Source organism: Oerskovia sp. Root918, from assembly GCF_001428945.1.
In the GTDB taxonomy this organism is placed as follows: domain Bacteria; phylum Actinomycetota; class Actinomycetes; order Actinomycetales; family Cellulomonadaceae; genus Oerskovia; species Oerskovia enterophila.
The window spans coordinates 362,885-386,175 of the sequence record NZ_LMJG01000011.1 but is presented as its reverse complement, the minus strand read 5'-3'; the positions used below and the strand labels follow the sequence as shown (position 1 = coordinate 386,175).

General features: G+C 73.2%; 24 protein-coding genes. 10 read left to right on the top strand and 14 right to left on the bottom strand.

Going from position 1 to position 23,291, the window contains the following annotated elements; all coding sequences use genetic code 11:
- Positions 1–4 precede the first annotated feature (4 nt).
- Positions 5–2,590: a phenylalanine--tRNA ligase subunit beta gene (pheT, locus tag ASE27_RS09355; RefSeq protein ID WP_056648899.1), complete on the bottom strand. Its 2,586-nt coding sequence runs from the start codon at positions 2,588–2,590 to the stop codon at positions 5–7.
- Positions 2,590–3,681, bottom strand: coding sequence for a phenylalanine--tRNA ligase subunit alpha (gene pheS, locus ASE27_RS09350; protein WP_056648897.1), 1,092 nt, complete (start codon positions 3,679–3,681; stop codon positions 2,590–2,592). Before pheS ends, pheT begins: the two co-directional genes overlap by 1 nt.
- Positions 3,682–4,033: 352 nt before the next feature.
- On the opposite strand from pheS, the gene ASE27_RS09345 reads away from it, so the two are divergent.
- On the top strand, positions 4,034–4,642 hold the full coding sequence (locus tag ASE27_RS09345; RefSeq protein ID WP_056648894.1) for a hypothetical protein: 609 nt from the start codon (positions 4,034–4,036) through the stop codon (positions 4,640–4,642).
- 20 nt (positions 4,643–4,662) lie between these two features.
- On the opposite strand, the gene thpR is transcribed toward ASE27_RS09345, so the two are convergent.
- The 5 genes from thpR to infC all read right to left on the bottom strand — a co-directional run bounded on the left by thpR (position 4,663) and on the right by infC (position 7,946).
- Positions 4,663–5,292, bottom strand: coding sequence for an RNA 2',3'-cyclic phosphodiesterase (gene thpR, locus ASE27_RS09340; protein WP_056648892.1), 630 nt, complete (start codon positions 5,290–5,292; stop codon positions 4,663–4,665).
- A complete protein-coding gene (locus ASE27_RS09335) occupies positions 5,289–6,182 on the bottom strand; it encodes an RNA methyltransferase (RefSeq protein WP_235534187.1) in 894 nt (297 codons plus the stop codon). The genes thpR and ASE27_RS09335 overlap by 4 nt, the downstream gene beginning before the upstream one ends.
- A 38-nt stretch (positions 6,183–6,220) precedes the next feature.
- Complete coding sequence (gene rplT / locus ASE27_RS09330) at positions 6,221–6,607, bottom strand: 50S ribosomal protein L20 (RefSeq protein ID WP_030150471.1); 387 nt, start codon at positions 6,605–6,607, stop codon at positions 6,221–6,223.
- 75 nt (positions 6,608–6,682) lie between these two features.
- Positions 6,683–6,877, bottom strand: a complete 195-nt coding sequence (gene rpmI / locus ASE27_RS09325) for a 50S ribosomal protein L35 (protein WP_030150472.1) — start codon at positions 6,875–6,877, stop codon at positions 6,683–6,685.
- Positions 6,878–6,968: 91 nt separating this feature from the next.
- Entirely contained in the window at positions 6,969–7,946 is a 978-nt protein-coding gene (infC, locus tag ASE27_RS09320; RefSeq protein WP_056648890.1) for a translation initiation factor IF-3, read from the bottom strand.
- A 559-nt stretch (positions 7,947–8,505) separates the two neighbouring features.
- Here infC and ASE27_RS09315 point away from each other — a divergent pair.
- The 6 genes from ASE27_RS09315 (at position 8,506) to ASE27_RS09290 (ending at position 13,203) form a co-directional block, all read left to right on the top strand.
- Positions 8,506–8,940, top strand: a complete 435-nt coding sequence (locus tag ASE27_RS09315) for a Fur family transcriptional regulator (protein WP_056648887.1) — start codon at positions 8,506–8,508, stop codon at positions 8,938–8,940.
- 134 nt (positions 8,941–9,074) lie between these two features.
- Entirely contained in the window at positions 9,075–10,577 is a 1,503-nt protein-coding gene (locus tag ASE27_RS09310; protein ID WP_056648885.1) for a catalase, read from the top strand.
- 287 nt (positions 10,578–10,864) lie between these two features.
- Positions 10,865–11,218, top strand: a complete 354-nt coding sequence (locus ASE27_RS09305) for a DUF1844 domain-containing protein (protein WP_056648882.1) — start codon at positions 10,865–10,867, stop codon at positions 11,216–11,218.
- A 185-nt stretch (positions 11,219–11,403) separates the two neighbouring features.
- Positions 11,404–12,006, top strand: coding sequence for a hypothetical protein (locus tag ASE27_RS09300; RefSeq protein WP_235534188.1), 603 nt, complete (start codon positions 11,404–11,406; stop codon positions 12,004–12,006).
- A complete protein-coding gene (locus ASE27_RS09295) occupies positions 12,003–12,761 on the top strand; it encodes a serine protease (RefSeq protein WP_231907552.1) in 759 nt (252 codons plus the stop codon). Before ASE27_RS09300 ends, ASE27_RS09295 begins: the two co-directional genes overlap by 4 nt.
- Positions 12,762–12,771: 10 nt before the next feature.
- Complete coding sequence (locus tag ASE27_RS09290) at positions 12,772–13,203, top strand: spore germination protein GerW family protein (RefSeq protein WP_056648880.1); 432 nt, start codon at positions 12,772–12,774, stop codon at positions 13,201–13,203.
- Positions 13,204–13,304: 101 nt separating this feature from the next.
- Here the strand turns inward: ASE27_RS09290 and ASE27_RS09285 are convergent, their stop codons facing one another.
- From ASE27_RS09285 to ASE27_RS09255, 7 genes are all read right to left on the bottom strand, one after another.
- Entirely contained in the window at positions 13,305–14,111 is an 807-nt protein-coding gene (locus ASE27_RS09285) for an SseB family protein (RefSeq protein ID WP_369800562.1), read from the bottom strand.
- Positions 14,108–14,839, bottom strand: a complete 732-nt coding sequence (gene priA / locus ASE27_RS09280) for a bifunctional 1-(5-phosphoribosyl)-5-((5-phosphoribosylamino)methylideneamino)imidazole-4-carboxamide isomerase/phosphoribosylanthranilate isomerase PriA (protein WP_056648878.1) — start codon at positions 14,837–14,839, stop codon at positions 14,108–14,110. The genes ASE27_RS09285 and priA overlap by 4 nt, the downstream gene beginning before the upstream one ends.
- 85 nt (positions 14,840–14,924) lie before the next feature.
- Positions 14,925–15,572 (bottom strand): imidazole glycerol phosphate synthase subunit HisH, encoded by a 648-nt coding sequence (gene hisH, locus ASE27_RS09275; RefSeq protein ID WP_056648877.1) that lies wholly within the window; start codon positions 15,570–15,572, stop codon positions 14,925–14,927.
- Positions 15,569–16,207: a hypothetical protein gene (locus ASE27_RS09270; protein ID WP_235534189.1), complete on the bottom strand. Its 639-nt coding sequence runs from the start codon at positions 16,205–16,207 to the stop codon at positions 15,569–15,571. The genes hisH and ASE27_RS09270 overlap by 4 nt, the downstream gene beginning before the upstream one ends.
- On the bottom strand, positions 16,204–16,803 hold the full coding sequence (gene hisB, locus ASE27_RS09265) for an imidazoleglycerol-phosphate dehydratase HisB (RefSeq protein ID WP_056648875.1): 600 nt from the start codon (positions 16,801–16,803) through the stop codon (positions 16,204–16,206). The genes ASE27_RS09270 and hisB overlap by 4 nt, the downstream gene beginning before the upstream one ends.
- Positions 16,800–17,939 (bottom strand): histidinol-phosphate transaminase, encoded by a 1,140-nt coding sequence (locus ASE27_RS09260; RefSeq protein WP_056649074.1) that lies wholly within the window; start codon positions 17,937–17,939, stop codon positions 16,800–16,802. The genes hisB and ASE27_RS09260 overlap by 4 nt, the downstream gene beginning before the upstream one ends.
- Positions 17,940–18,135: 196 nt before the next feature.
- Positions 18,136–18,702, bottom strand: coding sequence for a Rieske (2Fe-2S) protein (locus ASE27_RS09255; RefSeq protein ID WP_082608729.1), 567 nt, complete (start codon positions 18,700–18,702; stop codon positions 18,136–18,138).
- Between the two features lie 203 nt (positions 18,703–18,905).
- Between ASE27_RS09255 and ASE27_RS09250 the strand changes: the two genes are divergently transcribed.
- From ASE27_RS09250 to ASE27_RS09240, 3 genes are all read left to right on the top strand, one after another.
- Positions 18,906–19,313, top strand: coding sequence for a hypothetical protein (locus ASE27_RS09250; protein WP_157257480.1), 408 nt, complete (start codon positions 18,906–18,908; stop codon positions 19,311–19,313).
- A gap of 202 nt (positions 19,314–19,515) precedes the next feature.
- Positions 19,516–20,547, top strand: coding sequence for an alcohol dehydrogenase AdhP (gene adhP / locus ASE27_RS09245; protein WP_056648874.1), 1,032 nt, complete (start codon positions 19,516–19,518; stop codon positions 20,545–20,547).
- A gap of 425 nt (positions 20,548–20,972) precedes the next feature.
- Positions 20,973–23,285 carry a DEAD/DEAH box helicase gene (locus ASE27_RS09240; protein ID WP_056649065.1) on the top strand — a complete coding sequence of 771 codons (2,313 nt, stop codon included), beginning with the start codon at positions 20,973–20,975 and terminating at the stop codon, positions 23,283–23,285.
- Positions 23,286–23,291 lie beyond the last annotated feature (6 nt).

The window sequence follows — 23,291 nt, the reverse complement described above, 5'->3', positions numbered from 1 at the left end:
GACGTCAGCCACGCAGCTCGGCCCCGACCTTCTCGTGCGCCGCGGCGACGGCCGCGGCGCGCACCGCCGCGGAGTCCTCCGCGGTCAGGGTGCGGTCGGTGCCGCGCAGGCGCAGCGAGAACGCGAGGGACTTCTTGCCCTCGCCGACCTGGGGGCCGGTGTAGACGTCGAAGAGCGCGAGCTCCTCGAGCAGGTCGCCCGCCCCCTCCTCGATCGCGGCGCGCACGGCCGAGGCCGGCACGGAGGCGTCGACGACGAGCGCCAGGTCCTCCTTCGCGAGCGGGAACGACGAGACGGGAGCCGCCTGCACGGGCTGCTCCGGGGCGGCGGCGATCAGGGCGTCCAGGTCGACCTCGAACGCGACGGTCCGCGCGGGCAGGCCGAGCGTCTCGAGCACCTTGGGGTGCAGCTCGCCCGCGTGCCCGACGACGGTCCCGTCCGACAGCTCGAGCCTCGCCGTCCGGCCGGGGTGCCACGGCGCGTGGTCGTGGTCGGCGACGACCACCACGTCCACGCCCACACGGTCGGCCACGAGCTCGGCGGCCGCGAGCGCGTCGGTCCAGTCGGCGGCGCGACCTGCGCCCCACCAGCCCGAGGCGTCGCGCTGCCCCGTGAGGACTCCCGCGACGCGGCGCGGCTGCGGCGGGACCGCGGCCTGCAACGTGGTCAGGTCCTGCTCGCTCGGGCGGACGCCGCCCGGCAGCTGCGGCGCCGCGGGCGCACCGGCGACCGGGCGCGTCACGAGGCCGATCTCGAAGATCGCGAGGTCTGCGTTACCGCGTCCCACGTTGCGCTTGAGCGTGCCGAGCAGCGTCGTGAGCAGGTTCGTCCGCATCTCGGGGTGGTCGTCCGCGAGCGGGTTGACCAGCCGCAGCGCGCGACGACGCTCGTCGTCCACGGGAAGGCGCAGGTCGTCGTGCGCCTGCGGGTTCACGAACGGGTAGCTGAGCGTCTCGACGAACCCGGCCTCCGCGAGGGCGCGCGCGACCGAGCGGCGGAGCTGCTGCGCGGTCGTGAGCCCACGGCCAGCCGGGGCCGGCGGGAGGATCGACGGGATCTTGTCGTAGCCGACGAGGCGGGCGATCTCCTCGACCAGCTCGGCCGCACCGGTCAGGTCCGGGCGCCACGTGGGCGGGGTGACCTCGAGGGTCGTGCCGCCGTCGAGGTCGCGGACCGTGCAGCCGATCTCGACGAGGACGCCGCGGACCTGTTCCGAGGTGTACTCCACACCCACGAGCCGCTCGGCCTCGCCGATCGGGAAGACGACGGGCGTGACGGGGGCGACCGTGTTGAGGTCGCTCACGGCGGAGTCCGCGGTGCCTCCACCGAGCTCGACGAGGAGGTCGACGACGCGCTGGGCCGCGACGGGCGGCAGCGCCGGGTCGGCGCCGCGCTCGAAGCGCTTGGCCGCCTCGGAGGGCAGCTTGTGGCGACGGGCCGAGCGCGCGACGGTGATCGGGTCGAAGTGCGCGGCCTCGACCAGGACGTCGGTCGTGGTCTCGCCGACCTCGCTCGAGGCCCCACCCATGACGCCCGCGATCCCGAGCACCCGCGACGCACGAGCGCCCTCGGGCGAGTCGGTGATGAGCAGGTCCTCGACGTCGAGCCGACGGTCGACGCCGTCGAGCGTCGTGAGCCGCTCCCCCGCGTGCGCCCGGCGCACGACGATCGGGCCTGCGACCTTCGAGAGGTCGTAGGCGTGCAGCGGCTGGCCGAGGTCGAGCATGACGTAGTTCGTGATGTCGACCGCGAGCGAGATGGGACGCATGCCGGCCTGCGTCAGGCGGCGCTGCATCCAGGCCGGGGTCGGCGCCTGCGGGTCGATGCCCCGCACGATGCGCGTGACGAACCGGTCGCAGCCGGTCACGCCGTGGATCGGGGCGTCGTCCTCGACCTCGACAGGGAAGCCGTCGGGCGTCACGCCCGGCAGGTCGCCCGACGGGAGGCCGCGGTCCGTGAAGGCCGCGCCCGTGGAGTGCGAGAACTCACGTGCCACGCCGCGGTAGGAGAAGCAGTAACCGCGGTCCGGCGTCACGTTGATCTCGAGGACCTCGTCGCCGAGGCCCAGGAGCTCGAGCGCGTCCGTGCCGGGCGTCGTGTCGTAGCCCGTCTCCGGGGAGTACCCGTAGCGGTCGAGCACGATGATGCCGTCGTGGTCCTGCCCCAGCCCCAGCTCCTTGGCCGAGCAGATCATGCCGTCCGAGACGTGGCCGTAGGTCTTGCGGCTCGCGATGGGGAACGGTCCGGGCAGCACGGCACCGGGCAGCGCGACGACGACCCGGTCACCCGGGCCGAAGTTGTGCGCGCCGCAGATGATGCCGCGCGGCGTCCCGCCCTCGGCGACCGGGACGCCGTCGACGTTGTGCGCCCCGACGTCGACCTGGCACCAGTTGATGACCTTGCCGTTCTTCTGCTCCTCGGGCTGGACCGAGACGACCTGGCCCACGACGAGCGGACCCGTGACGGACGACCCGTGGATCGCCTCCTCCTCCAGGCCCACCTTCACGAGCGCGGCGGCCAGCGTCTCGGCCGTCAGGTCGGCCGGCAGCTCGACGTGCTCGCCGAGCCAGTCGATGACGATGTTCGGCATCAGATCCCCATTCCGAACTGGGTCGAGAAGCGGACGTCGCCCTCCACCATGTCGTGCATGTCAGCAATTCCGTGGCGCAGCATGAGCGTGCGCTCGATGCCCATGCCGAACGCGAAGCCCGAGTAGACCTCGGGGTCGATCCCTGCGGAGCGCAGGACGTTCGGGTTGACCATGCCGCAGCCGCCCCACTCGATCCAGCCGGCCCCGCCCTTCTTCTGGGGGAACCACAGGTCCATCTCGGCGCTGGGCTCGGTGAAGGGGAAGAACGAGGGGCGCAGGCGCGTGCGGGCCTCGGGACCGAACATCGCCTTCGCGAAGTGGTCCAGGGTGCCGAGCAGGTGCGCCATGGTCAGGCCCTTGTCGACCGCGAGGCCCTCGACCTGGTGGAACACGGGCGTGTGCGTCGCGTCGAGCTCGTCGGTGCGGAACACCTTGCCGGGGCACGCGATGTACACGGGCAGCTCGCGCTCGAGGAGCGTGCGGGCCTGGACCGGCGACGTGTGCGTGCGCAGCACCAGGTTCGACGGCTCGCCCGGCTCGCCGTCGGGTCCCGCCGGGGTCTGGAGGAAGAACGTGTCCTGCATCTGGCGGGCCGGGTGGTCCGGACCGAAGTTCAGGGCGTCGAAGTTGAACCACTCGGCCTCGATCTCCGGCCCTTCCGCGATCTCCCAGCCCATGGCCGTGAAGAAGTCGGCCGCGCGCTCCTGGAGCGTCTCGAGCGGGTGCCGTGCCCCCGCGGGAGAGCGGTCGACGGGGAGCGTCACGTCGACCGACTCCTCGACGAGGACCCGCTCGTCGCGCTCGGCCTCGAGGACCAGCGTGCGCGCGGCGAGCGCCTGGTTGAGGCGCCCACGGATCGGTCCGAGGAGCTTGCCCGCGGCCGCCTTGTCAGCGGGGGCGAGCTGGCCGATCTGGCGGTTGGCGAGGGCGAGGGCGCTGCGGTCGCCGGTGTGCTGCAGGCGCACCGACTTCAGCTCGTCGAGGTCGCGGGCGGCCTCGACGGCCGCGAGGGCCTCGGAGAGGACGACCTCGAGCGCGGGGCCGTCGAGGGGCGACGGCGCAGCGGGCTGTACCGGATCAGGGGTGGACATGCGTGCCTTCCTGGCGGGATCGGGACCGGACGCGCAGAGGTCACCTCGCGCGTCCAACTGAAGATTCTAGAGCGCCCGCCGGGGCACGACCGGTCGATCCGCGGCCGCCGTGCGGCGGCCGGTGGTCGACGTGCGCAGCGTCAGCCGCGCGGCCCTCGAGCGGGCCACGTAAATCGGCGATCATCGCGCTGCATGCCCCCATCGTCCCACACGCGGTCCGGGGGGCGAGGGTGGGCAGGGCAGAGCAGAGCAGAGCAGAGCAGAGCAGAGCAGAGCAGAGCAGAGCAGAGCAGAGCAGAGCAGAGCACAGCACGCGCCGAGGGCACGGCAGGCGCGGTGAGAGACTGGCGACGTGAGAGGGCGTCGCGACGAGGACCACGACCGGTACGGCCCGGGCGCCGACGGTCCGGACGACCCCTGGCCCGCCTACCCCGCCGGGACGCCCGGCCCGTCCGACCCGCTCTCGGCGACCCGGGACGCGGACCTCACGGGACCCGCGGCTCCCCCGCCCGGGACGCGCCCCGCGGACGCCGCACCCCACCGCCCGCCGGACGCTCCGCCGTCGGGCGTCGCGGCGCTCGTGCGCGACCCCGACCCGGCCGCGCGGACGGCCTTTCGCCCGACGACGGACGGCGACGAGCCGCCCGCCGGGTTCTGGCGGACGGCCCGGTGGATGCTAGTGCTGGGCGGCGTAGTAGGCGCGGCCTACCTCGGGACGTGCTCGGCGCGCGGGCTGACGCTCGACGACGCGGCGGTGTTCCTGCCCGTGGGGATCGGGGGCATGGCCCTGGGGGTCTCGACGGTCGCGACGGTCGTCGCCTGGGTCGTCCGGTACGCCACGACCCGCCGACGCACGGACGCCGTCCCCGTGCCCGGCGCCCTGCGGGGCTGGACACGCGCGTACGGCCTGCTGCTCGGCTTCATGGTCGCGGCGTTCGTCTGGGGCGGCGCCCAGGGCTGACCGAGCTCGTCAGCGACCCGTCAACGACGCACGCCGAGCGGCGAGGTCCGCACGACCTCGTACGACGGGCCTCCGCTGCGCCCTGCCCCGGGGATCGACTCGACCAGGCACAGCGCGTCGGCCGTGAACCGTGGCCCCTCGTAGACCGCCAGGGCATGCGCGAGCTCCGCGAGCCCGGGGCCTGTGGGGCGCGGGTCGGTCTTGCGCCGCCCGCTCGTGCGCGGCCCGGAGGCGCGCGCCACGGTCAGGTGGGCGCGCTGGCGCGGCCGTCGGTCGAGCCGCAGCCCGACGTCGGAGGCCGCCTCCGCGGTCGCGGCGCTCAGGCGGCGCAGCGCCTCCGCGTCGCCACCTACCCCGGCGAACAGGATGCGGTCCTCGAAGGTGCCGGCCCCGCGCAGGTGCAGCGTGAGGGGCTCGGTCGTGTCCGCAACCTCGTCGAGGGCGCGCCCCAGGTCCTCGGCCGCCCCGTCGGCGACCTCGCCGAAGAATGCGACCGTCAGGTGCATGAGGTCGCGCGGCGTCCAGCGCAGCGACGGCCGACCGTCGTCGAGGGCCACCGCGCCGAGAGCCGACAGTGCCAGGCCCAGGTGGTCGAGCGCCTCGTCCGAGGGGTAGAGGGCGGCGAAGAGCCTCGCCGACCGTCCCCTCACGGGGCCTCGTCCGTGACGCGCGGACGGTGCGCCCGGCTCGAGGCGTAGAGGCACACCGTGGCCGCCGTCGCCAGGTTGAGCGACTCGGCCAGACCACGGAGGGGGACGCTCACGACCGCGTCGGACAGCTCACGGTCCTGAGGGCGCAGCCCCCAGGCCTCGTTGCCGAAGACCCACGCCGTGGGTCGGGCCAGGTCCGGGGTGCCGCTGGGCGCGCTGCCCGCCACGTCGAGGAGGTCGTCGAGATCATGGTCGCCCGCGCCGTCCGCCGCGAGGACCGAGAGCCCGGCGGCGCGCAGCGCGTCGACGGTCTCCTCGAGACCCGCACCGGTCACGACCGGGAGGTGGAAGAGGGATCCCGCTGTCGAGCGCACGACCTTGGGGTTGTGCACGTCGACGCTCTCGCCCGCGAGCACCACCAGGTCCGCCCCGGCCGCGTCGGCTGCGCGGATGACCGTGCCGGCGTTGCCCGGGTCACGGACGGTCGCGAGGACCGCGACGAGCCGGGGGCCGCGCGCGAGCACCTCGTCGAGCATGAGCTCCTCGACCCGGACGACGGCCAGGATGCCCTGAGCGTCCTGGCTCATGGCCTCGAACGCCTCAGGTGTCGTGAGGTGCACGTACAGGCGCTGGTCCAGGGCGTCGTCGACGATCTCCGCGTAGCGCTCGGCGGCGGAGGAGGTCACGTACACGTCGCGCACCAGGTGGGCACCGTGCCGGACGGCCTCGCGCACTCCCTGCGGCCCCTCGACGAGGAACTGCTGGTGGCGCGAACGCGCCGAACGCCCGGACAGTGCCCGCACCGCCTTGACCCGGTCGCTCCGAGGGTTCGAGACCTCGGGAACACGATGGGAGAACGGTACGGGGCGACCTGAGGACAGATCGTTCACTGTGCGGGCGTCCGGTGAGAAGAGTCGCTGCTCGATGATCAGGCAGCAGCCTTCGGAGCGTTCACGTCAGCAGGCAGCGCGTCCTTGGCGGCCTGGACGAGCGCGTTGAAGACGGTCACGTCGTTGACCGCGAGGTCCGCGAGCACGCGACGGTCGACCTCGATGCCAGCGGCCTTGAGGCCCTGGATGAGGCGGTTGTACGTCAGGCCCTGGGCGCGGGACGCAGCGTTGATGCGCTGGATCCACAGACGACGGAAGTCGCCCTTGCGCGCCTTGCGGTCACGGTAGGAGTAGACGAGGGAGTGGGTGACCTGCTCCTTCGCCTTCCGGTAGAGACGCGAACGCTGGCCGCGGTAACCCGCAGCGCGCTCGAGAGTTGTACGGCGCTTCTTCTGGGCGTTGACCGCCCGCTTCACGCGTGCCACGTGATGCTCCTTGCAGTTCGGGGCTCAGGTAGGGATTCAGCGATGATCAGCGCCGGGGCGCGACCACCAGGCAGATCACTTACCGAGCAGCTTCTTGATCTTCTTGACGTCTGCGGGGGCGACGACCTGGTCAGCAGACAGGCGACGCGTGCGCGTGCTCGACTTGTGCTCGAGCAGGTGGCGCTTGTTGGCCTGCTCGCGCATGACCTTGCCGCTGCCGGTGATGCGGAACCGCTTCTTGGCGCCGGAGTGCGTCTTGTTCTTCGGCATGGCTGCCGTTTCTCCTTTGTCTGGTCGAGATCCCGGGAGGGACCCGACGTGTTCGGGCCGGGGCCGGTGGGCCTGGCTCGGTGTCAGTTGGTCAGCTGGGCTTGCCACCCGGCTTGGGCTTCGCAGCCGTACCGGGCTTGGGCGCTGCCGGCCGGGGAGCCGGAGGCTTGGGCATCGCGGCCGGCTTGGGCACCGCGACGGGCTTGGGGGCCACCGCAGGCTTGGGCGCAGCGGCCGGCGCGGCCGGAGCAGCAGCCTTGGGGGCTGCGGGAGCCTTGGGGGCCGAGGTGCGAGGCGCAGCCTTGGGGGCAGACGTGCGGGGCGCTGCCGCCTTGGGGGCTGCTGCGGGAGCGGCCTCGGCGACGGGCGCCGGTGCCGGCTCGGGAGCTGCGGCGGCCTTGACCGCGGCAGCTGCCTCGGCCGACGCGACCATCTCTGCGGCCTCGGCGACCTGCACCTCGAAAGGCACGTCGTTGCCGTCCGCGGGCTCCTCGGAGACCTCGACGGGAGCGGCCTTGGCGGCCGACTTCGTCTGGCGGGGCTCGGCCTCCTGGGCGCGGCGACGCTGCTCGTTCTTGGCTTCGGCCTTCTTCTTGACCGGGCCGAGCACCATGATCATGTTGCGCCCGTCCTGCTTGGGCGAGCTCTCGACGAAGCCGAGCTCCGCGACGTCCTCCGCGAGGCGCTGCAGGAGACGGATGCCCATCTCCGGGCGCGACTGCTCACGGCCGCGGAACATGATCATGACCTTGACCTTGTCGCCCGCTGCGAGGAAGCGCTCGACGTGGCCCTTCTTGGTGCCGTAGTCGTGCGGGTCGATCTTCAGACGGAAACGGATCTCCTTGAGGACCGTGTTCGCCTGGTTGCGGCGAGCCTCACGGGCCTTCATGTCCGACTCGTACTTGAACTTGCCGAAGTCCATGAGCTTGCACACCGGCGGGCGTGCGTCGGGGGCGACCTCCACCAGGTCGAGGTCAGCGTCCTGGGCAAGGCTCAGGGCGACCTCAATGCGGACGACGCCGACCTGCTCCCCACCTGGGCCGACAAGTCGGACCTCGGGGACACGGATCCGATCGTTGATGCGAGGCTCGCTGATGTGATGCTCCTAGGAAGTCGTCGGTAGACCACCAGGAACGGGAAAGGCCCCCGTCCCAGAGCGCAGGGAGGAGGCCATCGATCGGGTCGTCGCGGGTGCGACGAACACACCGTCGCGTCACCGTGAAGAACGGCGACGCTCCGGACCGAGACCCGGCCTCTGTCGTGACGATCGTCAGCAGTTGAAGCTCAGGTGGGATGGAATCCACTTTGCGCACCCGTAGTCCACCTCTCGAAGCACCTGCTGGAGCCTCGACAAGAACCTACGGGTCGGTCAGCGACCAACAATAGCACGCACGGGCGGGGGTCCAGTGACGACCAGGAGCGACCAGCCCGCACGGGCCGTCCCGCCTCCCGCGTCCGGACGCCGCCTCCCCACGCACGCGCAAAGGCGCGGCGCGAAGGAGCCGCCCGAGCACCGCCCAGGATCCCACGCCGGACCTCGCGACCACCACGAGCGTTCATCGGCTCGACACGCGCTGGACACCCTCCATTGTTGGAACTCTTCCAGAAAGTGTGGTTAGAGTAGGACTGTGCCGACCGACAAGACGCTCCGCCCCGCGGACCACGAGACCGAGCTCCGCGACAGCGGGCTCCGTGTCACGGCTGCGCGCCTGGCGGTCCTCGACGTCGTGACCCGGCAGCAGCACGCCGACGCGGACGACGTCCTGCGGGCCACCCGCGAGGCCCTCGGGTCGGTGTCCGTCCAGGCGGTCTACGACGTGCTGAACGCGCTCACCGAGCACGGCCTGCTCCGCCGGATCGAGCCCGCCGGCCACCCCGCACGCTACGAGCGTCGGCTGGGCGACAACCACCACCACGTCGTGTGCCGCTCGTGCGGTGCGGTCGCCGACATCGACTGCGCCGTGGGTCACGCCCCGTGCCTGATCCCGAGCGGGAACAACGGCTTCACGATCGACACGGCCGAGGTCACGTACTGGGGCCTGTGCCCCGACTGCGCGGACTGACGCCCGGCACCGCACCACGGCCGCCCGCCGAGCCATCCCCAGCCCCTGACCGCTCCCCGGAGCACCTGTCCCTACCGCCCCCTACCCACGAGCAGGCACCGGGCCCACAGAGCCCTCACCTGAAGGAGAAGACGATGACGAACAACCCCTTCACCACCACGCAGACGGGCACGCCCGTCCCGAGCGATGCCCACTCCCTGACCTCCGGGGCGGACGGCGCGACCGCGCTGCACGACCGCTACCTGGTCGAGAAGCTCGCGCAGTTCAACCGCGAGCGCATCCCGGAGCGCATCGTCCACGCCAAGGGTGGCGGCGCGTTCGGCGAGTTCGTCGTGACGGAGGACGTCTCGGCCTACACGCGGGCGGCCGTGTTCCAGCCGGGCGCGCGCACCGAGACCCTCCAGCGGTTCTCGAGCGTCGCGGGCGAGCAGGGCTCCCCCGACACCTGGCGCGACGTGCGCGGGTTCTCGGTGAAGTTCTACACGACCGAGGGCAACTACGACATCGTCGGCAACAACACCCCCGTCTTCTTCATCCGCGACGGCATCAAGTTCCCCGACTTCATCCACTCGCAGAAGCGCCTGCCGGGCTCGGGCCTGCGTGACGCCGACATGCAGTGGGACTTCTGGACCCTGTCCCCCGAGTCGGCCCACCAGGTCACCTACCTCATGGGCGACCGCGGCCTGCCGCGCTCGTGGCGCGAGATGCCGGGCTTCGGCTCGCACACCTACCAGTGGATCAACGCCGCGGGCGAGCGCTTCTGGGTCAAGTACCACTTCACGTCGAACCAGGGCAACGTCGAGATGGAGGGCTCGGAGGCCGAGCTCATCGCAGGCGCCGACGCGGACTACTACCGCCGCGACCTGTACGAGGCGATCGAGGCCGGCAGCTTCCCCTCCTGGGACGTGCACGTCCAGGTCATGCCGTACGAGGACGCCAAGACCTACCGCTTCAACCCGTTCGACCTGACGAAGGTCTGGCCGCACGCCGACTACCCGCTCATCAAGGTCGGCACGCACACGCTCAACCGCAACCCGCAGAACTTCTTCGCGGAGATCGAGCAGGCGGCGTTCTCGCCGGCGAACACGGTCCCGGGCATCGACATCAGCCCCGACAAGATGCTGATGGCCCGCGTCTTCTCCTACCCGGACGCGCAGCGCTACCGCGTGGGCACCAACTACAACCAGATCCCGGTCAACGCGCCGCACGCCGCACCGGTCCACAACTACTCGCAGGACGGGGCCCAGCGTCACGGGTTCAACGCGCCCTCGACGCCGGTCTACGCCCCCAACAGCCTGGGCGGCCCCGTGGCCGACGAGGCTCGCGCCGGTGTCGGGTCGTGGGAGTCGGACGGCGAGCTGACGCGGGCCGCGGCGACGCTGCACGCCGAGGACGACGACTTCGGTCAGGCCGGCACGCTCTACCGCGAGGTGTTCGACGACGCGGCCAAGGCCCGCTTCCTCGAGACCATCACGGGGGCCGTCGGCGGCGTCCAGAGCCTGGCGATCCGTGAGCGTGCGATCCAGTACTGGACCAACGTCGACGCGAACCTCGGTGCTGCCCTGCGCAGCGCGCTCGAGGCCGCCCCGCTCGCGGCCGACGAGCCGGGCGTCACGTCGGAGCCCGCGCACTCCTGACCCTGCGCTCCCGACCGGCGCGACGCCGTCGGGCAGGACGCCTGTGCACCACCCCGGAGGCCGGGTCCGCTCAGCGGGCCCGGCCTCCGGGCGTTCGGCCCGCCGCCCGTCCGGGACGGCGCGCACTCCGGTCATCTCGCGCTTGGCACACTATTTGCCTCGATGAGACCGCACCAGGCCCGACGGCGCCGCTCGCCCCGACCGTCCGCCTCCCCCTGGGCCGGGCCCCAGCCGATGACGAGCCGCCCGGGGTCCCCGCACGGGCCGCGCTCTGGAAGGATGGAGCCATGACAACCGAGAACGACCCCACCACCCAGGACGCCACCCGGGACATCGCGGACGTCGCGGCCGTCGAGGTCATCACCTCGGCCGCGGTCCACCTCATGAGCGCCGCCGCCGTCAAGTGCGGCCTGGCCGAGGACGCCGCCGAGAAGGGCCACCTGGACCTCGACGAGGCGCGCAAGCTCATCAACGCGCTCGCCGCCCTCGTGACCGCGTCCGCCCCGGACATCGGCAACCAGCACGCGCGCTCGCTGCGCGACGGGCTCCGCACGCTCCAGCTCGCGTTCCGCGAGGCCTCGGTCTACCCCGACGCCCTGGGCGAGGGCCCGGGCGAGAAGTACACGGGCGCGGTCAGTTGAGCACCCCGTCGGGCGGGCAGCCGACGCCTCCCCCGCCGTCCAGCGCGCACGGGGGCTACGGCGTCGTGCCCCCGCCCGGCGGCCCGGCGGGTCCTCCCCCGCCCGCTCCTCCCGGCGTCCCGCCGGCGCCGGCGCACACCCCGACGTCAGCACGGCCCCTGGCCGCCGACGACGCATCTCCGCAGATGTCCGCCTACCAGGCCGCGGCGACGCTGCCCGGGGCGAGCCCCGCGGGTCCTCCCGGCAGCGGCTCGGCGGGCAGCGCCCGGCGCACCCGCCCGGGACGCGGCAAGACCGTCGCGATCGTCATCCTGAGCGTCGCGCTGCTCGCCTCCCTCGGGCTCGGCGCGTACCTCCTGGTCACGACCCTGAGCTGGCAGGACCGCAGCGCGCAGTGGGAGTCCGAGGCGCGCGGCCTGGGCGAGGACGTCGCCCAGCTCACGGCCGACCTCGACGGCGCCAACACCGAGCTCGAGTCGGCGCGCACCCAGCTCGCGACCACGCAGGAGCGCATCACCGAGCTCGCGAACGAGAAGGCGCAGCTCGGCGACGAGAACGTGGCCTCGCAGCAGTACCTCGACTACCAGGCCCGCATCTCCGAGGCCGCGGGCACGGTCGCCGCGGCCCTCGGGCAGTGCACCACGGCCCAGGACGAGCTCATCGGCTACCTCAACAACCGCGACGCCTACAACCCCGACGACCTCGCGCGCTTCGCGACCCAGGTCGACGGGCTGTGCAAGGCAGCGACCGACGCCAACACCGAGCTCCAGAAGGAGCTCAACAAGTGAGGCGGAGCGCCGACGGGCAGCACCGTCGACCGCGACCGGCCGCGCTGCTCGCTGCCGTCCCGCTGCTCGCGGCGCTGGTCGGGGGCTGCGGCGTCCTGCCCGAGCTCCCCGAGCCCATGCCCAGCTCGGTCGTGCCCAGCTTCGCCCAGCAGGCGGAGCCCGTGGGCTCGGAGAACCTCTCCCCGGACGGGTTCGACGCGGTCAAGCGCATGGCCGTGCGCATCCGCAACGTCGGGTGCTCGTCGCTCTCGACGGGCTCGGGCTTCGCGCTCGACGACCGCACTCTCATCACGAACAAGCACGTCGTGGAGGGCTCCAAGTCGCTCCAGGTGCTGACGTACGACGGTCGTGACATCAAGGTCGAGACGGCCAGCGCGGCCGGCCTCGCGGACCTCGCGATCGTGCGCACGAGCGACGACCTGCCCTCGGCCCCGACGCTCGCGGCGGCGGACCCGGTCCAGGGCGAGGCCGTGACCGTCGTGGGCTACCCCGAGGGCGGGCAGCTCACGGTCACGCAGGGCACCGTCGTGGGGACCACCACGGACCCGCTGCACTCGAACCTCGGCGAGGTCCTCGTGACCGACGCGCAGGTCGAGCCCGGCAGCTCGGGCTCCGCGGCGCTCAACGCGGACGGCGAGGTGATCGGCGTCGTGTACGCGAAGTCGAGCAACGCCTCGTTGCTCGTCCCGGTCTCGACGCTGCGGTCGATGCTCGACGACACCTCGGCCTTCGCGCCCCTGCCCGCCTGCTCGTAGGCTGCGAAGCATGAGCAACGACGCCAGCACGGCAGGACGGCCCGACCCCACGTTCGTCACGCGCGCAGCGAACGACGCCTTCTCGGTGCGCAAGGTCTTCGGCGAGGCCTACGAGCGCGACGGGACGCTCGTGGTGCCGGTGGCCAAGGTGTGGGGCGGTACCGGCACGGGCTACGGCTACGGAGTGGGTTCGCCGGGAGACGGCGCGCAGGCACCGGGCGACGGGAGCCCGGCCGCCACCCCCGACGCAGGCGGCGAGGGAGCCGGCGGCGGCGGGGGCTACGGCATGAGCGTGCGCCCGCTGGGCGTGTACGTCGTGGGCCCGGAGGGTGCGCGATGGCATCCCGCGCTCGACCTCAACAGGGTCATCCTGGGTGGGCAGGCCGTGGCCGTGGTGCTCGCCCTCGTGGGCGGCTGGGTCCTGGGACGTCGCCACCGCTGAGGCGGTCCCGCCGGGCGAGCCGGCGGACGCACCGGACCGCGCGGGCTCGTCCGCGCCGTCGGGCGTCCTCGCAGGATGCCCGACGGCGCAGCGCAGGTGGGTCAGTCGGCGCGGCCGATGCGCAGCTCGAGCGAGTCGACGCGCTCGGAGACCACGTCGCTGCCCGCGAGGGCCGCGTTGACCTGGGCGAGGACAGCATCGAGGCCCCGCCGGTCCAGGCCCGAGTCGATCGCGAGGACGACCGCGACCTCGGCGCTGCGTCCGGTCTCGGCACGGACGGCCGCGACGTGCTCGACTCCCGAGACCGCACCCGCGATCGCGTCGGCGACGTCCGCCACGACCTGACCGTCGGCCACGGCAGGGGCCCACTCCTTGCCCTGCGCGAGCGCCCACACCGCGGGACGAGGGATCAGGACCGTGACCGGGCCCGAGGGGTCGAGGACCAGCAGCGACCAGTCCTCGCTCACGGCCGACAGCGCGGCCCGCGGCGCGTCCACGGGGACAGGGCGGGCGTCCGGCCGCCAGGCGGCCATGCTCGCGACGCTCGAGAACACCGGGAGGGCACGCCGTCCGTCGGGGGCCTCGAGCGCGACGACCCCGGCCGCGGCCTCCTTGTCGACCTTCTGCCCGTGCTCGCCCTCGCCCGCCGTGACGAGCTCGGCGAGGATCGGGATCAGCAGGCGCGAGCGGCCGAGCTGCGCGACGACCTGGGTCAGGCCGGCCCCGCCCTCGACGAACGCCGCGAGGACAGCGGTCAGCGCCGGGTCGGCCGAGCCGTCGTCCCCGGAGAACCCGGAGGACGGCGGCAGCGCCTTGCCCTTCGACAGCGGTGCCGCGCCGTGGTCGGACGCTTGGTCGAACGCTTGGCCGGACGCGTGGGCGTGACCGGCGTGCGGGTCCGAGGTCACGGACGGCCTGCCACGTCGAGGGCCTGCGGCAGCGTGAAGGCGCCTGCGTAGAGCGCCTTGCCGACGATCGCGCCCTCGATGCCCTCGCCGACCAGCGCACGCAGCGCCTCGAGGTCGGCCAGGCTCGAGATGCCGCCCGAGGCGATCACGGGCGCGTCGGTGCGCGAGGCGACCTCGCGCAGCAGGTCGACGTTGGGGCCGCGCAGCGTGCCGTCCTTGGTCACGTCGGTCACGACGTAGCGCGAGCAGCCGGCCGCGTCGAGACGCTCGAGGACCTCCCAGAGGTCGCCGCCCTCCTGGGTCCAGCCGCGCGCCGCGAGGGTCGTGCCGCGCACGTCGAGCCCGACGGCGATCGCGTCGCCGTGCTCGGCGATGACCTTGGCCGTCCACTCGGGGTTCTCGAGAGCGGCGGTGCCCAGGTTGACGCGCGAGCAGCCCGTCGCCAGGGCGCGAGCGAGCGACTCGTCGTCGCGGATGCCCCCCGAGAGCTCGACCTTGACGTCGAGGCGCGCGACGACGTCGGCCAGCAGCTCGGCGTTCGAGCCACGGCCGAAGGCCGCGTCGAGGTCGACGAGGTGCACCCACTCGGCGCCCCCGGCCTGCCAGTCGAGAGCGGCCGACAGCGGGTCACCGTACGAGGTCTCCGAGCCGGCCTCCCCCTGGACGAGGCGCACCGCCTGCCCGGCGGCGACGTCGACGGCGGGCAGCAGGACGAGACGATCGGTCATGAGGGGGTCCTTCCGAGGGAATGCACGAGAACGATGGACGGGATGAATGGAGCGGGCAGGGTCGCAGGACACCGCCCGGGACGGGTCAGAGCGAGCGGACCCAGTTCTCCAGGAGCGCCGCACCGGCGTCCCCTGACTTCTCCGGGTGGAACTGGGTCGCGCTCAGCGGGCCGTTCTCGACGGCCGCGACGAACGGGCCGCCGTGCTCGGACCAGGTGACGAGCGGGGCGCGGAACGCGGGCCCCACGGGCTCGTCGACGCCGAGCGGGAAGCGACGGGCCGCGTACGAGTGCACGAAGTAGAAGCGCTCGTCCGCGATGCCGTCGAAGAGCACCGAGCCCTCGGGCACCTGGACCGTGTCCCAGCCCATGTGCGGGACGACGGGCGCGTCGAGGCGGTCGACGATGCCGGGCCACTCGCCGAGCCCCTCGGTGAGGGTCCCGTGCTCGTCACCCTCGTCGAACATGACCTGCATGCCGACGCAGATCCCGAGCACGGCGCGGCCACCGGCCAGGCGACGCTCGACGATCTGGTCGCCGCGCACAGCCTTGAGCCCGGCCATGACGGCGGCGAACGCGCCCACGCCCGGGACGACGAGCCCCTCGGCCTCCGAGGCGCGCGCACGGTCGGCCGTGAGCTCGACCTGTGCCCCGACCCGCTCGAGCGCGCGCACGGCCGAGCGGACGTTGCCGAAGCCGTAGTCGAGGACGACGACCGCGGGTCCGGCGCTCACTTCTTGCGCGCCTTGCGGGCGGTCGACGTGAGCAGGCGCATGGCCTTCCAGCGCGAGATCCCCGCGCTCGGGACGACGCCCGAGAGCTCCGCGACGGTCGTCTGGCCCGTGACGAGGTCCTCGAGCTCCTCGGGCGCACCGCCGAGGACGAGCCCCGGGGCGAGCACGTCGCCCTCGACGCCGTCCTGCCAGCGCGTCGCGCTGAGCTGCTCGCCGCGGCGCGTGAGCAGGATGAGCGGGACGCCCTTGACGAGGGTCGAGACCGCGGCCGCGGCCTGCTGCGGGGCGTCGCCCGTCAGGTCGTGCAGGACGGCCAGGGCACCGATCTCGGTGGGCACGGCGTCGATCTCGAGCTGCGCGAGCGAGCAGGCGGCGGCCAGCGGCTCAGCGCCCGCGATCTGGGTCACGAGGACCGCGAGCTCGGGGTCGGAGGTCGGGGAGAGCAGGCTCGAGATGTCGTCCGGGATCACCAGGTCCAGCTCGGGCTCTTCGGGGTTCTGCGGGGTGCTCATGTCGTCCGTCTCGGTCGTCCGCGGCGCGTGGTCGCCGTGGGGCTGGTCGACGGGTCCGTGGCTGAGCTCGTGGCCGCGCTCGGACCCGTCGGGCTGTGCAGGGGTCGTGGGCTCGGGGCTCACAACGCGCCCTTGGTCGACGGGATGCCGTCGACCCGGGCGTCGGGCGCCACGGCGAACCGCAGCGCTCGGGCGAGGGCCTTGAACTGCGCCTCCACGATGTGGTGGGGGTCGCGGCCCGAGAGCACGCGCACGTGGATGCAGATCGCGGCGTGGTGCGCGATCGACTCGAGCACGTGGCGCGTGAGCGACCCCGTGAAGTGCCCGCCGATCAGGTGGTACTCCTGGCCTGCGGGCTCGCCCTCGTGCACGAGGTACGGACGGCCCGAGACGTCGACGACCGCGAGCGCGAGCGCCTCGTCGAGCGGCACCATGGCGTCGCCGAAGCGGGAGATGCCCGCCTTGTCGCCGAGCGCGATCTTGAGCGCCTCGCCGATCGTGATCGCGACGTCCTCGACCGTGTGGTGCGCGTCGATGTGCGTGTCGCCCGTGGCCCGGACCGTGAGGTCGATGAGCGAGTGCTTGCCGAGGGCCGTCAGCATGTGGTCGTAGAACGGGACGGTCGTCGAGATGTCCGTCTTGCCGGTCCCGTCGAGGTCCAGCTCGACGAGGACGCTCGACTCCGACGTCGCGCGCTCGATGCGCGCGGTGCGCTTCACAGTCCTGCCACCTCCACCAGGGCGTCCTTGAACGCCGTCATCTCCTGCGGTGTGCCGATCGACACCCGCAGCCAACCTTCGGGACCAGTCTCCCGGATGAGGACGCCTCGATCCAACAGGCCCTGCCAGACCGCGTGGCGGTCCGGGAAGGTGCCGAACAGGACGAAGTTCGCGTCCGAGTCGGCGACCTGCAGCACGGCGCCGCCCAGGGCCGCGGGACGCTGGGCCCGCAGCCAGTTCACCGTCGCGTCCCGCTCGGCGCGCAGGGCGTCGACCTGGGCCAGCAGCGAGGACGAGTGCTTGAGGGCCGCGCGCGCGACCGCCTGGGTCGCGGCCGACAGGTGGTACGGCAGGCGCACGACGCGCAGCGCGTCGACCAGCGTGGTCGACGCGGCGAGGTAGCCCACGCGGGCGCCTGCCAGCGCGAACGCCTTGGACATGGTGCGCGAGACCGCGAGGTTCGGGTAGCGCTCGAGCAGCTCGAGCGCGGAGGGCACCCCGGCCCGGCGGAACTCTCCGTACGCCTCGTCGACCACGACGACGGCCGACGTGCCGGGCTCGGCGCCGTGCGGGGTGACCGCGAGCGCCGCCTCGCACACGGCCTCGACGACCTCGCGCGTCAGGGCCGTGCCCGTCGGGTTGTTGGGGCTGGCCAGGAGGATCACCGAGGGGGCGTGCGCGACGATCGCGGCGCGTGCGGCCTCGGGGTCGAGCGTGAAGTCCTCCGCGCGCCGCCCGGTGACCCAGGCGGTCGAGGTGTCGCGGGCGTACTCGGGGTACATCGAGTACGTCGGCGCGAACGAGAGCGCGGTGCGCCCGGGGCCGCCGAAGGCCTGGAGCAGGTGCAGCATGACCTCGTTGGAGCCGTTCGCGGCCCAGACCTGCTCGGGGGCCACGCGCACGCCCGACTCCCCCGCGAGGTAGTCGGCGAGGTCCTGGCGCAGCCCCAGGAAGTCGCGGTCGGGGTAGCGGTTGAGCGTCGCGGCGGCTGTCGCGACGTCGGCCGCGATGGTCGCCACGACCTCGGCCGAGGGCGCGTAGGGGTTCTCGTTGACGTTGAGCAGGACGGGCACGTCGAGCTGCGGGGCACCGTACGGCTCGATCCCCGCGTGCTCGGACCGGACCGGGAGGTGCACCTGCGCCGCGGCGTGCGTGCGGGGCTGCGAGGTGGAGGCACCTGCCTGGGGTGCGTCGTCCGGGGACTCGAGAAGAGGAGTGGTCACCAGGACAGTCTACGAAGCCGTCCGTGAGGGACGGGTGGACGTCCGGCAGGCGGTCGGTGCGCCCGCCTCTCGCAGAGGTCCGGTCCCCGCCGGACGAGCCCGCGACCCGTCAGGCGGTGACGACGTCGGTGCCGCTCACCGTGACGGCGAGACGCGGCAGGGGCGTGGGCGCCGGACCGGCGATCACGTCGCCCGTGCTCAGGTCGAAGCGGGAGCCGTGGCACGGGCAGTCGAGCTCGCCGTCGCCCGGCGCGACCGTGCAGCCCTGGTGCGTGCAGATCGCGCTGAAGGCCTCGAACGTCCCCTCCTCGGGCTGCGTCACGAGGTAGGGGGCACCGTCGACCTGGACCGACACCGCGCCACCCACCGGCACGTCGCCCGTGGCGGTGACCGCGGTGCCCGACGGCGGCGCACCGGCCGAGCTGCCGCCTCCCGTCCCGGTACCCGCGCCGCCCGTCCCGGCGGTGCTCGCTCCTCCCCCGCCGCCCGAGCACGCAGCGAGGACGAGGGCCCCCGCCCCGGCGCCCGCCGAGACGAGCACCGCGCGTCGGGTGAACCGGTCGCGGGGAGCGGGGCCCGGGTCGGTCGGCGCGCACGCTCCGTCCGTCGCGGCCTGCGCGGCGACCGCTCGCGAGGCGCCGCGCCGGTCCGGGGTCTGCTGCGAGGTCGAGGTCATGGTCACCCTCCGCCGTGCGTCCGGGGTCGAGAAGTCTTTCAATTGAAGCATCGGGCCCGGCGCCGCGCGCGAGCGCGCGACGTCCCGCCCGGGCTTCCCGCCCACCCGCACCCGAGCACTCGGAGCACCCCATGGCCGCGTCCGATCCCCCACCCCCCGCAGCGTCCACGCCGGGGGGAGCTCCGTCGTCGGGCACACCACCCGTGCCACCGCCGCTGCCGCGCGGCGCCTGGCTGCTGCGCGGCGTGACGGCCGCGGGGCTGCTGCTCTCGGCCGACGTGCACCTCTTCCTCTACGTCCAGGGGTACCAGGACATCGAGGTCGTCGGCCCGCTGTTCCTGCTCAACGCGGTCGCGGGGTTCGTGCTCGGTCTGCTCGTGCTGGTCTGGCGCCACTGGCTGCCGCTGCTCGGGGCGATCGGCTTCTCGGTCGCGACGCTCGGCGCGTTCTACCTCTCGACGACGGTCGGGTTCTTCACCGTGGAAGAGACGGTCGGCGGGGTCCAGCAGGTCACGGCTGCGGTGAGCGAGTGGGTCGCGCTGGTCGGCGCGCTGCTGGCTCTCGTCGTCGAGCGACGACGGGCCTCGGGCAGGTCCAGAAAGGCCGCCTGAACTGCACCGATATTGCTTGTGATGATCTTCACAAGGGAGCTTCGTCCGGTGTGCCGGACCTTGCGCGAGCGGCCCCGAACACGCTCGGATACGGTCGAAGGACCGGACACCACCGGACGCGAAGCGCGTCCCGTCGCGCCTCGTCGCGCCTCGTCGACGAACGGCTCGACCCCGCCCCGGTGTCCGCTCCTGGAGGAGAGACATGAGCACCATGAAGGCAGCCGTCGTCCACACGTTCGCCGAGCCGCTCACGATCGACGAGATCGAGATCCCCACCCCCGGACCCCTCGAAGCGCTCGTCAAGGTCGACTACACCGGCGTCTGTCACACCGACCTGCACGCAGCCCACGGCGACTGGCCCGTCAAGCCGTCCCCGCCGTTCGTGCCGGGCCACGAGGGCGTCGGCACCGTCGTCGCGGTCGGCGACCAGGTCACGCGCGTCAAGGTCGGGGACAAGGTCGGCAACGCCTGGCTGTGGAGCGCGTGCGGCGAGTGCGAGTACTGCGAGACCGGGTGGGAGACCCTCTGCCCGCACCAGAAGAACGGCGGCTACTCGGTCGACGGCTCGTTCGGCCAGTACATGCTCGTCGACTCACGCTATGCCCCGATCATCCCCGAGGGCGTCGAGGACGCGGCCGTGGGGCCGATCCTGTGCGCGGGCGTCACGGTCTACAAGGGCCTCAAGCAGACCGACACCCAGCCCGGCGAGTGGGTCCTGATCTCGGGCATCGGCGGACTCGGGCACATCGCCGTCCAGTACGCCGTGGCCATGGGGCGCCGCGTCGCCGCGGTCGACGTGGACGACGAGAAGCTCGCCCTGGCGCGCAAGCACGGCGCCGAGGTCACGGTCAACGCGGCCACGTCGGCCGACCCCGCGGCCGAGATCCAGGAGAAGACCGGGGGCGGCGTGCACGGAGCCCTCGTGACCGCGGTCAACGCCCACGCGTTCCCGCAGGCCGTCGGCGCGCTGCGCCGCGGCGGCACGGTCTCCCTGGTCGGGCTGCCGCCCGAGAAGTTCCCGCTCGACATCTTCACGACGGTCCTCTTCGGCCTCACGGTCCGCGGCTCGATCGTCGGGACGCGCAAGGACATGGCCGAGGCGCTCGACTTCTTCGCGCGCGGCAAGGTCAGCCCGACCTACACCGTGCGCCCGCTGAGCGACGTCAACGACATCTTCAGCGAGATGGAGAAGGGCAAGATCGACGGCCGCGTCGTCATGGACATGCACTCCTGACGAGGCTCGTGCGGGGCTGCCCGCCCACCCTGCCCGGCCCCGCGGCCCGGTGCCGTTCGACGGATCTCCGTGGAACGGCACCGAGTCGCGCTCGTGGCGCACCGCCGCACCTGGGCACCCGGCCTGTGCACCGAGCACGCGGTGTCCCACCCTGCGCCTACGATCGCTGGGTGACCTCGTTCCCCCGTGACCAGCACGACCCGTACGCCGACCTCCCTCCCGACTTCGCGTCGGAGCCGCCTGCCGACCTGTACGACGAGCCCCCGGTCCCCGACGACACGGGGGCCGCGCCACGACGCGCGTCCGTCGGCGCGAGCGCTGCTCGCCCGTCGCAGACCGCGGCGGAGCCCGCTGCCGCCCCGACGCCGGGTGCCACAGCCGACGCCGTCTCCGCGGCCGACGCCGCGCGGCTCGCCAAGGTGGCCATGCTGCGCGGTCTCCTCGAGGGCAAGGACCTGCGCGAGGAAGCGGAGACCGCGCTGCGCTCGCTCGTCGGTCGCGACGACGCGAAGCTGCGCGACGACCAGTGGCTCGCGATCGAGGCCCTGGTCGCGTTCCGCCGTCGGGCCCTCGTGGTCCAGCGCACCGGGTGGGGCAAGTCGGCCGTCTACTTCGTCGCGACCTCGCTGCTGCGCTCGCGCGGCGCGGGGCCCACGGTCATCGTCTCGCCGCTCCTGGCCCTGATGCGCGACCAGATCTCGGCCGCGGCCCGCGCCGGAATCCGCGCCGTGACGATCAACTCGTCGAACATGACCGAGTGGGACGACGTGCACGCCGCGATCGCCGCGGGCGAGGTCGACGTCCTGCTCTGCTCGCCCGAGCGCCTCAACAACCCCGGCTTCCGCGACGAGGTGCTCCCCCGGCTCGCTGCCGACGCGGGCCTCGTGGTCATCGACGAGGCGCACTGCATCTCGGACTGGGGCCACGACTTCCGTCCCGACTACCGCCGCATCCGCACCCTCCTCGCGGACCTGCCGCCGGGCATCCCGGTGCTCGCCACGACCGCGACCGCCAACGAGCGCGTGACCGCCGACGTCGCCGAGCAGCTCGGGGTCACGGGCGCGTCGGTCGGCAGCGCAGCGGCCAGCACGTCGTCCGCGGCCGGTGACGCCGCCGCCGTGGCGCCCGCCGGCCCGCGCGAGGACGTGCTCGTGCTGCGCGGCGGTCTCGACCGCGAGTCGCTGCACCTGGCCGTGCTCAACCTGCCGGACCAGCCCAGCCGTATCGCGTGGCTCGCCGAGACGCTCCAGGACGTCGACGGCTCGGGGATCGTCTACTGCCTCACGGTCTCGGCCGCCGAACAGGTCGCGAGCCAGCTGCGAGCGACCGGGCTGGCCGTGGCCGCGTACACGGGCCAGACCGACACGACCGAGCGCGAACAGCTCGAGGCCGACCTCAAGGAGAACCGGGTCAAGGCCCTCATCGCGACCTCGGCGCTCGGCATGGGCTTCGACAAGCCGGACCTCGCGTTCGTCGTGCACCTGGGCGCCCCGTCGTCGCCCATCGCGTACTACCAGCAGGTCGGTCGTGCCGGGCGTGGCGTCGACAGCGCAGTCGTGGTGCTGCTGCCCGGCGAGGAGGACCGGCGCATCTGGGAGTACTTCGGTTCGCTCGCGTTCCCCGCCGAGCGTCAGGTCCGCGAGACCCTCGCAGCCCTCGAGGCGGGCGGCGGGACGCAGTCGGTCGCGGCCCTCGAGACCCAGGTCGACCTCAAGCGCTCGCGCCTCGAGACCATGCTCAAGGTCCTCGACGTCGACGGCGCGGTCCGTCGCGTCAAGGGCGGCTGGGTCTCGACCGGTCAGCCCTGGGTCTACGACGCCGACCGTTACGCGCGCGTCGAGCAGACCCGGCTCGCCGAGCAGCGCTCCATGATCGACTACGAGGCCACGAGCGGCTGCCGCATGGCGTTCCTGCGCGCGACCCTCGACGACCCCGAGCTCGAGCCGGGCTGGACGTGCGGCCGGTGCGACCGCTGCGGCGGCGTGGACCTGCCCGCGGCTCCCGACGCCGAGGCCGTCTCCGCGGCGCGCGCCGACATGGACCGCCCGGGCGTCGAGGTCGTGGCCCGTCGCCAGTGGCCCACGGGCCTCGACCGGATGGGACTCGACCTCAAGGGACGCCTGTCCCCCGAGGAGCTCGCGTCCCCGGGCCGAGCCGTCGCGCGCCTCGACGGGCTCGGATGGTCGGGTCCGCTGCGTGAGCTCTTCGCCCCCGGCGTGCCCGACGGCGAGACCCCCGTCGCGCTGCGTCGCGCGGCAGCGCGCGTGCTCGACGAGTGGGACGCGCTGTACGCGCCTGCCGCCACGGACGGTGAGCCCACCGGGACCGGCGAGGCTGTCGTCGACGCCGCGGCGGCTGACGGGAGCGACGCTCCCGCGCGCCGCCTCCTGCTCGACGGCATCGTGTCCGTGCGGTCGGCCACGCGCCCGCACCTGGTCCAGCACCTGGCGGGCGGGCTCGCGCGCTACCTCGACCGTCCGCTCGTCGGCTCGGTCGGTCCCGTGCCGGGGCGCGAGCAGCCCGGCCGACATGACGTGAACTCGGCCATGCGCCTGGCCGGGGTCGTCGAGCGTCTGCGGCTCGAGCTCTCGGCCCCCGCGATGGCGGGGCTCGCAGGACGCCGGATCCTCCTGGTCGACGACTACACCGACTCGGGCTGGACCCTCACGGTCGCCGCCCGCCTCCTGCGCCAGGCAGGAGCCGCGGCGGTCTACCCGTTCGTGCTCGGGGTGCGCTGACGCCCT

Excerpts from the sequence above, each read along its gene's own strand:
- rpmI (WP_030150472.1), bottom strand. The coding sequence starts at position 6,877 with ATGCCGAAGAACAAGACGCACTCCGGCGCCAAGAAGCGGTTCCGCATC.
- pheT (WP_056648899.1), bottom strand. The coding sequence starts at position 2,590 with ATGCCGAACATCGTCATCGACTGGCTCGGCGAGCACGTCGAGCTGCCG.
- ASE27_RS09240 (WP_056649065.1), top strand. The coding sequence starts at position 20,973 with ATGCTGCGCGGTCTCCTCGAGGGCAAGGACCTGCGCGAGGAAGCGGAG.
- ASE27_RS09290 (WP_056648880.1), top strand. The coding sequence starts at position 12,772 with ATGAGCAACGACGCCAGCACGGCAGGACGGCCCGACCCCACGTTCGTC.
- priA (WP_056648878.1), bottom strand. The coding sequence starts at position 14,839 with ATGACCGATCGTCTCGTCCTGCTGCCCGCCGTCGACGTCGCCGCCGGG.
- adhP (WP_056648874.1), top strand. The coding sequence starts at position 19,516 with ATGAGCACCATGAAGGCAGCCGTCGTCCACACGTTCGCCGAGCCGCTC.
- ASE27_RS09300 (WP_235534188.1), top strand. The coding sequence starts at position 11,404 with ATGTCCGCCTACCAGGCCGCGGCGACGCTGCCCGGGGCGAGCCCCGCG.
- ASE27_RS09305 (WP_056648882.1), top strand. The coding sequence starts at position 10,865 with ATGACAACCGAGAACGACCCCACCACCCAGGACGCCACCCGGGACATC.
- ASE27_RS09310 (WP_056648885.1), top strand. The coding sequence starts at position 9,075 with ATGACGAACAACCCCTTCACCACCACGCAGACGGGCACGCCCGTCCCG.
- ASE27_RS09255 (WP_082608729.1), bottom strand. The coding sequence starts at position 18,702 with ATGACCTCGACCTCGCAGCAGACCCCGGACCGGCGCGGCGCCTCGCGA.
- pheS (WP_056648897.1), bottom strand. The coding sequence starts at position 3,681 with ATGTCCACCCCTGATCCGGTACAGCCCGCTGCGCCGTCGCCCCTCGAC.